Source organism: Phyllobacterium sophorae (assembly GCF_003010965.1).
GTDB lineage: Bacteria > Pseudomonadota > Alphaproteobacteria > Rhizobiales > Rhizobiaceae > Phyllobacterium > Phyllobacterium sophorae.
Genome location: NZ_PGGM01000011.1, coordinates 118233 through 132468, shown reverse-complemented (window position 1 = coordinate 132468; position 14236 = coordinate 118233). Strand labels below are relative to the sequence as shown.

The following is a 14236-nucleotide window of genomic DNA, read 5'->3' as shown; positions in this document are numbered from 1 at the left end:
ATAACGAATGCAGTTTGGTTACGGTACCCGGAAAAAGCGGGGAATTGGGTGTAAAGATCAGCATGAACGACGAAGTGTTTCGGGTGAAATTCTGGGGAACGCGTGGCAGCGTCTCTGTATCGGGCCCCGAGTTCAAACGCTATGGCGGCAACACCGCATGTATTGAAGTCCAGTGTGGCAAAAACAGGCTGATCTTTGACACCGGCACAGGTGTACGCCAGGCAGGCGAAGCCCTGACCAGGGAAGGCGTTGATCAGGTCGAGATCCTCTTCACGCATTGCCATTATGACCATATCATCGGTCTGCCGTATTTTGCGCCGCTCTACAATCCGATGATGAATGTGCGGCTGTGGTCCGGGCATCTGGCCGGGATCATGACCACGCGCGAAATGGTCAAGCAGTTCATGCGACCGCCATGGTTTCCCGTTGAGCCGGAAATCTGCAAGGCCTGTCTTGGCTTTCGCGATTTCCGCTCCGGTGACGTGCTGGAGCCATTTGAAGGCCTTACCATCCGCACCGATAGCCTCAATCATCCAGGCGGTTGCATCGGCTATCGCATCGAATGGGCGGGGCGCGTGCTGGCGCTGATTTATGATACCGAGCATGAAGCCGGAAAGCTCGACCCTGTGGTCATGAAACTCATCAAGGACGCCGACCTCGTTATCTATGACTGCACCTATACCGAAGACGAGATGCCACGGCGCTTCGGATATGGCCATTCGACCTGGCAGCATGGCGTCCTTCTGGCGCAGGCAGCAAAAATCGGCAAGCTGGCGCTGTTTCACCACGCGCCATCGCGTACCGATGACGAGCTTGACGCGTTCGAACACTTGGCCAGGCAGCGGTTTGCCGGCGCCTTTGCTGCCCGCGATTTTCAGGTCATCGATCTTTAGAGGGTTTGGCGGCCGAGCAATTCGCGGATGGATACCCAGCGTCCGCCCGGCGCTTCGGCCACCACGGCAAACAGGGTTTTAAGAAAGTCCCAGGCCGATGCATCATGGACGAGATGATGGGTGAGGAGCCCGACCGGCCCGTTGCTGCCATCAAAGCGCTGCTGCAGTTCCTCAACGATTGCCCTGACCAGCTCGCCATGATCCCGGCAGCCACGCGTCCCGTGCCAGTCGATCAGGTCGACATGCGTGTTGATGACCGGCAGGAAAGCTGAATGTTTCGCCTCGGCGGCGCCAAATACCGACAAAGCCTCAAAGCCGAGCCCCGGCAACTCGGGCAAGAGCAGCGAATCGATGCGGTTCCAGGGCGGGACCAGCACCGGCACAAACTGCCCCTTGAACCGTGCCTTCAGCTGGCTATAGCCATCGCGAAGCTCGCCAAGAACGACACTTTGCGGCCGGTGCGCTCCAAGCTCCTGTTTCTTGTCTGAACTTGATGCATGGTTTTCATGCGACCAGCCGTGCACGGCAACGCTTATGCCTTCTTCGCCCGCCAATCGCCCGGCAAGCGCGTCCCCGGCATACAGTGGAACCACAGCAAGCGTCAGCGGCACTTTTTGTTCCTGGCCAAGCGTCAACAAACGCTCGAGCGCAGGCGTTGGCTTGACGGCATCATCATCCCGCAGCCAGAAACGCACGCTGCGGTTGGCGTTGATCCAGCGCGCAAGTTCTGCGCGCAAGGGCTGCCATACTTGATCGTTTGTCATAGGCCAGCCCCCGTAAAGTCGCGCAGCAATTCATCCAGCCGCCTTGATGCAACATCCAGTGACCGGTCCTGCAAGATGAAGCGGCGCGCCGCCCAGCCCATTTTATTGCGCCGGCCGCCGTCACCCAGCATATGCGCGATGGCATGCGCAAAAGCCAGGGTATCGCCCGCTGGCGTCAACGTGCCGGTGACGCCATCCTTGACCACTTCCGGCACTCCGGCGGTCTTTTGCGCCACCACCGGCAATCCTGCCGCCTGTGCTTCCATATAAGCGATCCCGTAGGCTTCGCCCGTGCCGGGCCAGACATAGGTTCCGCCTTCATAGAGAAGATGGACGACTTCTGTTGCCGGTTTTTCGCCGAGCCATCCAATGCGCCCGGCACTAAATTTTGCAAACAACGCCCTCACCGCGTCGCGCGCCGGGCCATCCCCGATCACCGTCAATGTCCAGGGCAGGTCCTCGATGAGAGCCAGCGCTGCGGCAAGCATGCTGTAGCTCTCCAGCTTGTCGCCCGGTCGCATCATGGCCACCGTGACCAGACGATGCGCCCCTTGGACTGATGGTTCCCTGGCAAAGGGCAAAACGTCGATGAAAGGCGCAAGCCGCGCCAGATGCACGGCTGGAACAGCGGCGGCAAGCCCCGCCTCATCGCGTTTTGTAAAGCATATATTCACGACTGCCTGGCGCACCGCATCGCTGACCAGCAATTGCAGCTCTGCCCAGCCGGTTTCATCCCGCCGCCTGGAGTAGGAAGCCTCCGCCGTCACATAGGGAAGATTGAACAACGACGCGAGCTTCGGCCCGATCAGGTCCGGCGCCTTGTAATAGGGATGATAGCAGAACCAAAGATCAGGCTTTGCGCCTTGCCGCCACTTTGTTGCCAGGCGCTTGGCCTCATTTTCCGCCTGCAACGCCACCTGTTGGCGCGCACCGGCTTCCGGCGTGCTCGTAAAGCTGCGCAGCTGCGACGCAATCTCGACAGTGTGCCCGGCCTGTTGCATGGCAGCCATCAAGAGCCTTGCCATCTGCCGGTCGCCGGATGGAACCGGATGATTGGGCGATTTGAGGGGAGCGTAAAAGGCGATATGCATATTGCTTTATGATTCAATCAGTACGTGTGCAGCTTGCTGGAATCTTGCACACCCATTTGCCGGCAATTGCAAGCAGGATATGCCTGATAAAACGCTGTGCCGGCGCGTGTGCACTACACATAATTGTCATCCGCGCCGGGCCTTGTCTTGCCATTATTCAGGAGCAATTGCGCAAGTGTGACTATCTCGCCAAATCATTATTCGTCGCTTAAGTTAGTTCGACAGAAATCAGTTCGGTATTCATGACAGTCATTGCACAAGCGCCTCGCTTCTCCGAACGATCCCTGCGCAGGGCGCGGCTGGTTTCAGGGCTGATCATGCTGGTCTTTGTGACATTGCATCTGAGCAATCACGCACTCAACCTGATTTCCTTGACCGCCGCCGAAGAGGGACGGTTATGGTTTACAGCCATCTGGCGCAATCCCGTTGGCACGCTCATTCTTTATGGCGCAGTTCTCGTCCATGTCACGCTTGTCATGCGTTCACTTTATCTGCACCGGACCCTCGTCATGCCCATGCGCGAGGCGATGCAGGTCATTCTTGGATTGTTGATCCCGCTCCTCATTATCGACCACGTGATTGCAACGCGCGTGCGTTTCGAACTGATGGGCCTGCAGGACAGTTACGAGGCGGTGATTCGCACCTTGTGGATCGAATCGCCGACCAGCGGTCTGCGCCAGTCGATCGCGCTGCTCGTCATCTGGACCCATGGATGTATCGGGGTGCATTTTTGGCTACGCTATCGCGACTGGTACTATCGGGCTGCTCCGTTTCTCCTCACATTCGCGATTCTCCTTCCCGTCCTTGCGCTGCTTGGCTTTGCCGACACCGGGCGGATACTCGAAAGCGAACCGGTTCAGTCGAGCTACGGCAGTGGCTATGCAAGGGCTCGTGGCGCAAGCGGATACGGCCAGGCATCGGCAACGCTCGAAACGCAAATGCGGCGCGTGCAAATGGCAAAATACTCGCTCTATGGTGGATTTGCCGGCGCTTTGATCCTTGTCTTTGCCCTGCGCACACGCCGCAGTTGGCGCGAACGGGCCGACCAGATCCAAATTCGCTATCCAGGCGGGGAAACCGTTAACGTTCCACGCGGATTCAGCGTGCTGGAGGCAAGCCGCATGGGTGGTATTGCCCATTATGCGGTCTGTGGCGGCAAGGGACGTTGTTCGACCTGCCGCGTCCAGGTCGTCGAAGGCGTGACAACACTGCCGGCTCCCGAATCGATCGAACAGACAACGCTGAACCGCATTGGTGCCGATCCTGGCGTGCGCCTCGCCTGTCAGCTTCATCCGGTCACCGATATCAGTGTTGTGCCGCTGCTGGTACCCTCCGTCGAAGGTATCGTGCCGGTCGGCAGCCAGCAGACCAATCCTGGCCGCGAACAGGAGATCGCCATCCTCTTTTGTGATATTCGCAGCTTCACCATGCTGACCCAAGCGCAGCTTCCCTATGATGTCGTCTTCCTTCTCAACCGCTATTTCGCTCTAGTCGGTCAGGCCGTGGAGAAGTCGGGCGGGCGCGTGGACAAATTCATCGGCGACGGTGCCATGGCTCTGTTCGGACTGAGGGGGTCGCCCGAAGATGCCTGCCGCAATGCGCTCAAAGCAGCGGCCACCATCGCGCAGGAAATCAAACGTCTCAATGAGGAGCTGGCAGGCGACCTGCCCATGCCAATTCGCGTTGCCATCGGCATTCACAGCGGCCCTGCGATCGTCGGCGCCATGGGCTATGGATCGGTCAAAAACTTGACGGCCATTGGTGACACGGTCAACGTTGCCAGCCGACTGGAAAGCGTCGCCAAGGAACTTGATGCAACCGTTGTTGTCTCGGAGCCGACAATCCTTTTGGCCGGCTCGGATACCGACAACCTGGAAAGCCGGGAAATTGCTATCCGCGGCAGGGCTGAACCGCTGCGCGTCTTTATTGTTTCCCAGGAAACAAGCAGCCGGTTCGCATGAGTACAAGCTGGAAGCGCCAACGCCGAAAACTGCGCAACCGCCTCGCCGGACGGTTTTTCGACACACGCTACGGGCGTGAGCTGATGATCAACGCCATCGGCCCGCGCGTTCTGACGATGACTGTCGATTGCGGCGATCACGTCATGACCTTCGCTCCCAACGACTATATCGGCAAAAAAATCTTCCGTAAGGGCAACTTCGAACGCGACAGCGTCAACCGGCTGCTTGCCATCCTTCAGGAAAGGCAGCTGTTGCGGCAAGGCAGCACGTTGCTTGAGCTTGGGGGCAATATCGGTACCCAGACCATTTATTTCGCTTTGAGCAAGGCCTTTGCCCGCATTGTCAGCGTTGAGGCGGATCCGCGAAATTTTGAACTTCTGCGCATCAATATCACCCAAAACAAGCTCGCCGATCTGGTGACGCTCGTCAATTCAGCCGCCGGCGAGAGCGAAGGGACGATCGATTTCTTCCAGCACCAGGACAATTACGGCAAGAGCAGCGCATTTGCGCAAAGCGCGGGTGACCGCAAGATTGTCGTTCCGGTCAAACCTGTCAGCACGATCCTTGCGGAGGCCGCGACCCCCCTTCATGAGGTCGGGCTGATCTGGATGGACATCGAGGGCTATGAGCCGTTTGCCTGCCGCTCGATGGAAGCGTTGCTGGCTCGCAGAGTTCCGCTCTACATGGAGTTTTCGCCGGTTTTTTACGGCCCGCAGCAAAGCACCGCCTTCGTGGACTACCTCGCCGGTTTCTACGAGGACTGCCTGATCGTTCGCGAGGATGCCATCGCTCCAGCGAAGGTCAAGGACATTCCCGTTGCCGAGCAACAGTTTGACCTGCTGTTATTTGAGGCCTCAAACGCGGCGGTATAGGAAGTAGCGGCCTTTCTCGACCCCCGGCGGCATCGGCAAAGGCTCAAGGTGCGCATGCTGCAGTTCAAGGCCGCTCACCGCAAAACCGTCCGGTGCAACAAGCCCAGCCATGAGTTGCGGTAACCAGGTCAGCGTGATCGCATCCTTCTCGTCATAGCCCGTGCCGATATCGACATGCGCAAGAGCAGCATTGACCCCGATATATTGCTGCGCGGTCTCCCTGATCTCGCCAACCACCATGTTTTCCGGCTCGGGCGTTGAGGTCTTGTGCGCGCCAACTGCCCGGTCAAAGACGATGATCCTTCGATCCGGAAAACATTCGCGCAAATGATCAAAGGTGCGGCCGTTGCCAAGACCAAGTTCGAGTATCGGCCCATCGAGCCCATCCAACTTACCGGTAAGGTGATTGAGAATTTCGCGCTGCGCGGTCATGCGGAAGATGAAGCTGTCGAGCCGGCTCATGAGATTTCGGTTTCCATTATTTCGATATGCGAGGTGGGCTTAACATGCTGCCCATCGGTGGTCGACCGCTGGAGTGTCACCTTAAGAAAACGAAAACAGTCCAGAAGCCATCAGAGAAGAGTTTGACAAAGATTCGCTCCATTCTTGCATAGAAACCACCTGACCCGGACAAAAAATTGTGATTTTGACAAAAGTTGAGGCCACTTTCCGGCATATGGAGCAAGTGCCGCAAGATTTTGACGTGCTGCAATCCATGGCTTCGAATTGCTTCGAGGTGGGCACCACGCGCCATAAAAGTGACATCTTGGCCAGTCTGGGCGAGTCGCGCACCAAAATAGCCGCCGATAGCGCCAGAACCCATAATCGCGATCCGCATGATCGTCCCCTTCCAACGACAATCTCGTAGCCATAATAGCAATATACAGTTCTGCCGCCTTAGAGCACGATAGAATGGGCCCCCTACAGTGCCTGAGTTGAAGCGTGTTGCGGACTCCCGGTGATCGCGCTCAGTCTAGTCATATGAACAATCCAACAAACAGTTTTGCGATAGGACATTGCTAAAATTCTTCAACGAATAGGCTTTCAGCGAACGTTCGGAAATATAATGTCCGTATTAGTTTCGACCTAATATTGCTGCGGGAGATTCCTAGATGGGCTATCCAGGATAGCCCTGCACAAAAACAGCTCTCTCCAGATGTGGCACATGTCACGGCGTCCAAACGCCCTGGCCAGAACTAACGCTACCCGGCTTCAACTCACTCGGCTCGTCGCGCCGTCCGGGCTACCATCGATTGTCACGTCTGCGGGCTAACACATGAGGAACATCGAAATGACGACACACAGTATGCTTTCGCACACCGCGGGGTTTGCGGTCGGCTTCGCTGTGGGCAAGCTCGGTCGCGCGAACGCTTGTAGTCTTCGATAGTACTAGATCGAGCGTCTGAACGGAGAGGGTAACCCGGACGATCAGGCTGGAGCTCACTAGGGATGACAACAATAAAATCAACCGGGTATAGTTCTCTCTACCAGTCTTTTGTAGCGTGGATGATCGCGGATCGGATCGAGGTCAGGGTCACTCTGCCACCACATGATTTGTTTGGTTCTTGGAATAATCTTCTCCAGCAGATCAAGTGCCGCCTCGGTCTCGTCCATGATCAAATATGTACATGCAATATTGTACAATGCGTTGAGGTCATCCGGATCGATTGCCAGAGTCCGTGCCGCCCATTCCTTAGCGCGGTCTCGCTCGCCGAGCTGCGCTAGTGCGAGCGCACCCAGTTGGGCGGGACTTGAATTCTCTGGATGCAGATTGAGTTCAAGTTCGGCCCGTTCCAGCCCCAACCGAGCCACTCTCGTCATATCCGCATGCCGGCCGAGCGAACGATAGACACACGCCAACAGCACGGCAGAACGGTAATCGTCCGACCGCACACGCATAGCGCGCTCGAATAGCTCGGCTGCGCGTTCGAAATCGCTCTGTTCGAAAAAAAAGCGGGCATAGAAATAGTTTGCCTCGTGCAGGTTAGGGTCAAGAGCAAGTGCCCGGTCGAATTCGGCGGCGGCCTCCGCACGCAGTCCGCCATATTGGAGCGCAAGGCCGCGCGATGCGTGGGCATCGGCCAGGTCCGGATCAAGTTCGAGTGCCTTCGCACTCGTCGCGAGGATGGCGTCGATCGATACATCGGCATATTGCCAGGAATAAAGCACCGAATCGCAGTTGGCGATGCCTGCGTAGGCGCGCGCATAGCTCCGATCGATCTCCGCTGCCCTGGCGAACATGCGCCGCGCCAGCAGCATGTAGGATTTCGAACACATGTGTAGGAACTGCCGACCTCGAAGATAATAGGTATAGGCTTCGACATCCTCAGTAGGGGTCGCGTTGATCGCCTCTTTCTCGTCGGGGAGCAGCTTGATTTTCAGCTGATCGACGATGGCGTGGGTGATTTCGTCTTGAATCGCAAAGATGTCGGTAAGTTCACGGTCATAGCGCTCGGCCCAGAGGTGACTGCCGACCAGCTGTCCAGTGACACGAACGCGTGATCCCGCTTTGCGAACACTGCCCTCCAGCACGAACCTGACACCGAGGTCCTGAGCGACCTGCTGTATCTTCGCTGGCCTGCCCTTGTACGTGAATGTCGTGTTACGGGCGATTACGTGCAGGTGGGAGATTTTGGATAGATCTGTAATGATGTCCTCGGTGATCCCGTCGGAAAAATACTCCTGTTCAGGGTCACCGCTCATGTTGCTGAACGGCAGAACCGCGATCGATATCCTTTTAGGCGCTGCAGATCCGTTTTGCATCAGCACTTTGGAAACACCTGGTGAGGTTGCATTCAAGTTCACGCGATAACAAGCAATTGGTTCGGTGATGTTCTTCACCCACTGCTCGCCCATCGGCTCGAAGGCATAGGTGAGTTTCTTCTCGACCTCCCTCGATACCTTAGCCGAAACGCAAATGCCGCCGGGGTCGGCAAGGCTTTGCAGTCGGGCAGCAATATTCACACCCTCCCCATAACGATCCTCACCTTCAATGATCACTTCACCCAGGTTAATGCCGATGCGAATTTCGATGCGATTGCTTTCAGGGAAATTGTCGTTGCGCTCCATCATGCCACGCTGAAGCGCGGCGGCACATTCGACAGCATCGACTACACTGCCGAACTCCGCTAGCAGCCCGTCACCCATTACCTTGAAAATGCGCCCGTGATATCTGTCGACCTCGGGCTCGAAAAGGTCTTTGTGGCGGGCCCTCAATCGTTCGAACGTGCCAGCCTCATCGACTTCCATAAGCGCGGAATAGCCCGCGACATCGGCAGCGAGAATGGCGGCAAGCTTGCGTTCCATGAACGATTCCCCAGTCAGTGCTCAAAGGATAATAGCACCAGCTTGGTAACAAAATACTCTTGATTTGAGCAGTTTCACGACATTAGAGGTCAGGCTGGGTCTGACAACTCGGAAGGCGGCCCAGCCACGCCGCCTAAGTCCTCAGTCTTTTTAACAACCGACTTCATCGTCGGCGTCCGCGCTGAGACAATAATCGCCTATGGCGCGTAGGGGACGTTGGTCCGTCCATCAGAAGATAGCGAGAGGTGTCAGCCGTGGAAGGTCGTCTGTTTCTGACGAACGTGGATGATGCTGGATGGCTGCAGTTGGCCCACAAGCGGACGTTCGGTAGCATGTTCTGACAACGCTAGAGCTACCTGTCTCCGTCCGACGGACAAACCGGCCTACTGTAAAGAGGGCTCCAAGCGCATTTGGAATTCACCACGGTGCAACTGGGCTGGCGTAGTAGTGAAACTCCAGTAACAGGCATCCTGTCTCTGACCTGAAGGGACCGTGATAGATGCCGGGCGGACGGCAAGCATAGGTGTGAGAAAGGAAGGTCGCCGGATGCTGGCCATCTCCGCCATCAACTATGAGATCCCCCGAGATCAGATATACCTCTTCCCAATAATCATGCACAAACGCTACTGTTGTATGTGCACCCGGCTTGAAGCGAAGCAGTCGCGTGCGACTTCCCATCATGTGATCTGCGTCGAAACCGCCCGCAAGAATCTTTTGCTCGATATCTGGCGGATAGCCAGGAGGCGAATGCCAGCCTTCGCCATCCATAGCCACGGAGTGAAATTCCTTATGCTCTTTCTCGCTTGGCATGGGACACCTCAGGCGGCTACAGGGTTTTCTTTGGTTTCGTCCTCGAGCGCATAGCTATCGAGCATTTGATCGACAAGCTGCGTGCAGCGATCCCAATCAAACGTTCGGAAGCTGTGGCCCTTGGTCACGAAAGCAGCTCCCCCATAAAACATTTCGTATTGCGTGTGGCGCGACGCGAATTCCGAACCAACTGCATCCCACGCAAGCTTGAAAAACTTCACGCGGCCCTCGGCGGATGCGACGGGCGATTGCTGGGTTTTCCCAATCAGGTCACGCAGTTCACCATTCGCGAAGTCCAAAACCGACGACGGCAGCATGATCAATCCGCCGCCCGCCAGCTCGCGCAGGGTCACCATAACCTGCGCATAAAGTTGCTGGGTCAAGACCTGTGCGGAGTACAAGGTGTGCGCGTCTGGAATGAAATATGCACCGTGCATTCGGCCCTTCACTTCCATCGAATGAACGAGCGCGTCCACCAAAGTGTTATGCGCGGCCAGAGTACCAAGTGTTTCCTTCACTTGGGGGAAGCTGATGACACCGTTTGTTTCCGCGATACGCTTGGCGATGCCGACAAGGAATCGCATTTTCACCATCAGTCGTATCTGGGCCTGATAGTTCTGATAAACGTGGGCTGGTGTGGCGTGAAACTGTTTCAGGGTCATGGCGATATCCTGATTAACGAACACGCGGTCCCACGGCACTTTCACATCATCGAAGTAAAGGACCGCGTCGTTTTCATCGAAGCGGCTGGCGAGCGGATTGTCGAAAACACTCGTTGCATTTTCTTCGTAGGACTTGCGCGACAGGATCTTCAGCCCTTTGGTATTCATGGGGACAGCGAAGGAAACGGCATAGCGCTCATCTCCCTCGCGAAGAGGCTGAATACAGGTCACAAGCACTTCATTTGCCATCACCCCGCCCGTTGCCAGCATCTTGGCACCGCGTATGGTCAGTCCTTCGCTGTCCTGATCGACGACGCCCGCGGTGAGGAAGATGTCCTGCTGCTCGCTCGCGGCCTTGGATCGATCCGCTTGAGGATTGATGATGACATAGGTGAGATAAAGCTCGTTGTCGCGCGCATATCGGTAGTAGTCGGCAAGGGCCGCGGAGCGGCCGGCGTCATATGCCCTGAATAGCTCGATCCCCATATACATGCCTGAGATGCATGAGGCGACATGATCCGGCGCACGGCCCAGAAAGCCGCCATGGAGTTCGGCCCAAGCCTCAAGTGCCCTGCGGCGTTCCAAGAGTTCCTGATAGCTATGCGGCAGCTGCCAAATCCGGTTGGCACGTTCGCCACCTGCCTCCGGCACTTCGAACGTCATCAGTTCCAGATTGTCGACACTGGACTGAAAATCGTATAGTTTTCCCACCGACTGAACCGTCTGCCGAAAGGCGGCATGGACCGTGATATCTCCGGCCAACTGACCGTTGATGTAAACCTGCCTTCCGTCCTTCAGCATTGCGATATGCATTGCTCCTGTCTTGATCATCTCCCACTCCCTCGTTAGTAATGAATGTCCAGCGGCCAAAGTGACGCAACGAATTCGGTTGTCTGGAGCGCTGCATAGCGCCCCTTGCTGAACACAAGCGGCATCCGGTCGACTGACGACGCGAAACGCCGCACTTCCGCGATGAAAAGTGTATGGTCGCCGCCGTCATATTTTGCCCAGGGAATGCACTCGAAGACCGCAGCAACCCCGGGCAACAAAGGTGCACCGCATTGTCCATGCGCAAATCTCATTCCTTCCCACTTGTTCGAACGAGACTTTGCGAACCGATTGGAAATATCTTTCTGGTTCTCGGCCAATACATTGACTGCGTAGCCCGCGGCCTTTTCCCACAAGGGGAGACTCACAGCCTTGCGATCGATGCTGAAGAGAATGAGGGGTGGATCGAGAGATAAGCAGTTGAATGAACTCATGGTCATGCCAAGCTGTTCAAACTCCGCTGTGCATGTCACGACGCAGACGCCCGTGGGAAACTGGCCTAAAGCCTGCCGAAAAGCTTGCCGATCGAAAGAAATTTCCGACTTGAGATCCATCTCCTCCCTCCTCTCCGTCACAATGGTCAGGAAGGAAACCCGCTTTGGCTGCGCCTACTTCCAGACTTCAGGCCACCACTCAAACCCTCGCACTCGCATTGTCATCAAAACCGACTTCCGCGCGAGTCTGTTGCGCTGCGCACCCAGCCTGGCGTTGCCGGCAATCGCATGGCGAGCAAGGTATTGGTCAAGTGCACGGCTATGGAACCAGCAGCGCGTTCGGGATCACCCGACCTTATTGCTTCGACGATGGCTGCATGCTCGGCCAACACAACAGTGGTGCGCTCCTCAGAAGCAGCGATTGCCTGCACCCCCATTCGCAACTGTCGATCCCGCAGGGTTTCATAAAAATCCGCCAGTATTGGATTGCCGGCAGAGCGTACAATCGTCCGGTGAAACTCTCGATCGCGTTCGATGAACGTCACCGGGTTTTGCTGCAACTCAGCTTGTTGGACCACGTACTGGTCCAATTCCGCTGCCAGCGGCTCGCCTAACAGGGCGGCACGTCGCACGCACCAGTCTTCCACCAACTCTCTGGCCTGCATCACAAACTCGACATCGGCTTCAGTTATCGCTGCCACGTATGCGCCCTTCTTGGGTACAATCCGCAGAAACCCGTCCGATTCTAACCTCAACAACGCCTCCCGCACGGGGGTGCGTGACGATCCTGTCGCACGGCAAACCTCCGCCTCCGTGACAAATGTTGCTTCTTGCCGCGGCAACGTCAGGACATGCTGCTTCAACCATCTGTAAACAACATCCTGTGCTGCCTCTGCAGATGGCTCAATCGCAGACAGCTTTCCAATTGTTTGAAGTCTTGTCATAAACAACATGTATACATGATGTTTATATCACAGGAAATAACTTTTTATCGCGCGTCGAGCGACACGGAGTCTGCCTGGTCGAGTCCGCGGACCTTCTCAGGGACTGCAAGCGCCGCAAGCGCTCCGTGAGCACCGTCGACGTGGAGCCAGAGAGCTTCCCGCCTTGCTATCTCGGCTACTTGCTGAAGCGGATCGATTGCGCCGATATTGACGGTGCCGACCGTTGCCACGATCGCGATCGGCGTTTTTCCCGCTTCGCGGTCGGTGGCGATGGCCGCCTCGAGCGCGTCGGTACGCATCCGCAAATCCTCATCGACAGATATCAAGCGAAGATTGTCGCGGCCGATACCCAGCAGCGCTGCCGCCTTGGGGATCGACATGTGCACTTGCTCCGAAGCGTAAACCACGCACGGTCGCGCGCCCGCCTCATTGGCCGGGAGTTTGGCTTCGCGCGCCATGGCGAGCGCCATCAGATTTGCCGCCGACCCGCCACCGCAGAGGCTGCCCTTGAAGTCGGACAACCGACTGCATCCGCCAGCCAACCCACGACCGCCTGCTCGATAGTTGTCGCTGCAGGGGCGGATCGCCAGGACGTGACGTTCTGGTTGAGCACCGCAGCAAGCAGATCTCCAAGCGCACCGACGGGCTCGGCAGAGCCGACCACATAGCCGAAGAAGCGGCCGCCCGAGGGACGTACATGTTCCGCGATCGTCTTGAAATCATCCAAGACCGCTCTTCCCAGTCCTTTTTCTGACCAGGGCCGCGCGAACAGGCGGGCGGTCAGTTCACCGCTTGTAACGGGATAAGCCGGGAGCTTGTCAACGGATGCCCAATAGTTCAGTGCCAGCGCCATGGCCTATTGGGTCAGGCACGAAAGCTCCTCGTCGGAGATGTTCAAGTTGTGCATGGGCCTGCCGATCTCGGTACGCGCTTCACGATAGCATACTTTGTCCGATGCGAGGCCTGGCAACGAATTCAGAGTTGAGACGGCGATGTCCAGAATATTTGACGTGTTGGTGTGGTGGCATGTCGGCCGAAACTAGGGCTGCTATGCGGCGGATTTCGATCCGCCTGACCGCCCAACCGCAACCTGGGCGGTGCATTTTTTGAAGTATTGGGTAGCAAAATACTACCAGAGCGCCTCTATATGGTTGAAAGTAATTAGGTTCTGGACCCGCCATGACCAATAAAGAACGAAAAATACCCAGTGGGTTAGTCAGGACAACAAAGGTTGTGTGGACAGTTTCCGTGATTGCCATCGCAACAGTGTTGGGAGCCATGTTCGGATGGGAGAACCATGGCCTCATCGGTGCCATTGCGTTGGGAATTGTCGGTTTCGTCGTCGGTGTTTTCGCCAGTTCGCCGTCAATTCTTTTGCAGCTGTTAAGTTGAACTAAGTGTTCCGGACCCACCTTACATGCCGTGCCCTGAGTGCTCAGCATGTCGTCATAGGACTAAAAAGGTTCGAGCTGAGCTTGGGCGTGTAGGCACCGCCATCGTCGAAAAGCTGCGCCTGTGGTGGCCAGAAATCGCTACGTCGCAGGGTTCTAGCTCTGGTGGTTTTTGCTAAACAGTCCCGATTTTTGGGGGAGCTTACCGGCACGATGTCCATCATCAGCTCCTATGCTTGGAGTGTGCCGGAGCAAGAACGCGTGGACCATGGGGCATGAT

The 14236-nt window shown here is 56.7% G+C and carries 13 protein-coding genes and 1 pseudogene; 4 read left to right on the top strand and 10 right to left on the bottom strand.

Features of this window, described 5'->3' with window-relative positions:
* The first annotated feature begins 62 nt into the window (after window positions 1-62).
* Window positions 63-893 (top strand): MBL fold metallo-hydrolase, encoded by an 831-nt coding sequence (locus CU103_RS21270; RefSeq protein ID WP_106666034.1) that lies wholly within the window; start codon window positions 63-65, stop codon window positions 891-893.
* Here the strand turns inward: CU103_RS21270 and CU103_RS21265 are convergent.
* Complete coding sequence (locus tag CU103_RS21265; protein ID WP_106666033.1) at window positions 890-1657, bottom strand: polysaccharide deacetylase family protein; 768 nt, start codon at window positions 1655-1657, stop codon at window positions 890-892. The genes CU103_RS21270 and CU103_RS21265 overlap by 4 nt on opposite strands.
* Complete coding sequence (locus CU103_RS21260; protein WP_106666032.1) at window positions 1654-2748, bottom strand: glycosyltransferase family 4 protein; 1095 nt, start codon at window positions 2746-2748, stop codon at window positions 1654-1656. Before CU103_RS21260 ends, CU103_RS21265 begins: the two co-directional genes overlap by 4 nt.
* 242 nt (window positions 2749-2990) lie before the next feature.
* Here CU103_RS21260 and CU103_RS21255 point away from each other — a divergent pair, with 242 nt between their 5' ends.
* Entirely contained in the window at window positions 2991-4709 is a 1719-nt protein-coding gene (locus CU103_RS21255; protein ID WP_106666031.1) for an adenylate/guanylate cyclase domain-containing protein, read from the top strand.
* Complete coding sequence (locus tag CU103_RS21250) at window positions 4706-5581, top strand: FkbM family methyltransferase (RefSeq protein WP_106666030.1); 876 nt, start codon at window positions 4706-4708, stop codon at window positions 5579-5581. Before CU103_RS21255 ends, CU103_RS21250 begins: the two co-directional genes overlap by 4 nt.
* Here the strand turns inward: CU103_RS21250 and CU103_RS21245 are convergent.
* The 8 genes and pseudogenes from CU103_RS21245 to CU103_RS21210 all read right to left on the bottom strand — a co-directional run bounded on the left by CU103_RS21245 (window position 5564) and on the right by CU103_RS21210 (window position 13418).
* Entirely contained in the window at window positions 5564-6043 is a 480-nt protein-coding gene (locus tag CU103_RS21245; RefSeq protein WP_106666029.1) for a class I SAM-dependent methyltransferase, read from the bottom strand. The genes CU103_RS21250 and CU103_RS21245 overlap by 18 nt on opposite strands.
* A 76-nt stretch (window positions 6044-6119) precedes the next feature.
* On the bottom strand, window positions 6120-6419 hold the full coding sequence (locus CU103_RS32670) for a ketopantoate reductase family protein (protein WP_342588906.1): 300 nt from the start codon (window positions 6417-6419) through the stop codon (window positions 6120-6122).
* Window positions 6420-7045: 626 nt separating this feature from the next.
* Window positions 7046-8887 carry a TPR end-of-group domain-containing protein gene (locus tag CU103_RS21235; protein ID WP_106666028.1) on the bottom strand — a complete coding sequence of 614 codons (1842 nt, stop codon included), beginning with the start codon at window positions 8885-8887 and terminating at the stop codon, window positions 7046-7048.
* 417 nt (window positions 8888-9304) lie between these two features.
* Window positions 9305-9697 carry a cupin domain-containing protein gene (locus tag CU103_RS21230; protein ID WP_106666027.1) on the bottom strand — a complete coding sequence of 131 codons (393 nt, stop codon included), beginning with the start codon at window positions 9695-9697 and terminating at the stop codon, window positions 9305-9307.
* Window positions 9698-9705: 8 nt separating this feature from the next.
* Entirely contained in the window at window positions 9706-11190 is a 1485-nt protein-coding gene (locus tag CU103_RS21225; protein ID WP_106666026.1) for a 4-hydroxyphenylacetate 3-hydroxylase family protein, read from the bottom strand.
* A 14-nt stretch (window positions 11191-11204) separates the two neighbouring features.
* Window positions 11205-11741 (bottom strand): flavin reductase family protein, encoded by a 537-nt coding sequence (locus CU103_RS21220; protein ID WP_106666025.1) that lies wholly within the window; start codon window positions 11739-11741, stop codon window positions 11205-11207.
* 104 nt (window positions 11742-11845) lie between these two features.
* Window positions 11846-12565, bottom strand: coding sequence for a GntR family transcriptional regulator (locus tag CU103_RS21215; protein WP_106666135.1), 720 nt, complete (start codon window positions 12563-12565; stop codon window positions 11846-11848).
* A gap of 44 nt (window positions 12566-12609) precedes the next feature.
* Window positions 12610-13418: pseudogene (locus CU103_RS21210) on the bottom strand (pyridoxal phosphate-dependent decarboxylase family protein).
* 326 nt (window positions 13419-13744) lie between these two features.
* Here CU103_RS21210 and CU103_RS21205 point away from each other — a divergent pair.
* Complete coding sequence (locus CU103_RS21205; RefSeq protein WP_106666024.1) at window positions 13745-13957, top strand: hypothetical protein; 213 nt, start codon at window positions 13745-13747, stop codon at window positions 13955-13957.
* The last annotated feature ends 279 nt before the right edge of the window (window positions 13958-14236 follow it).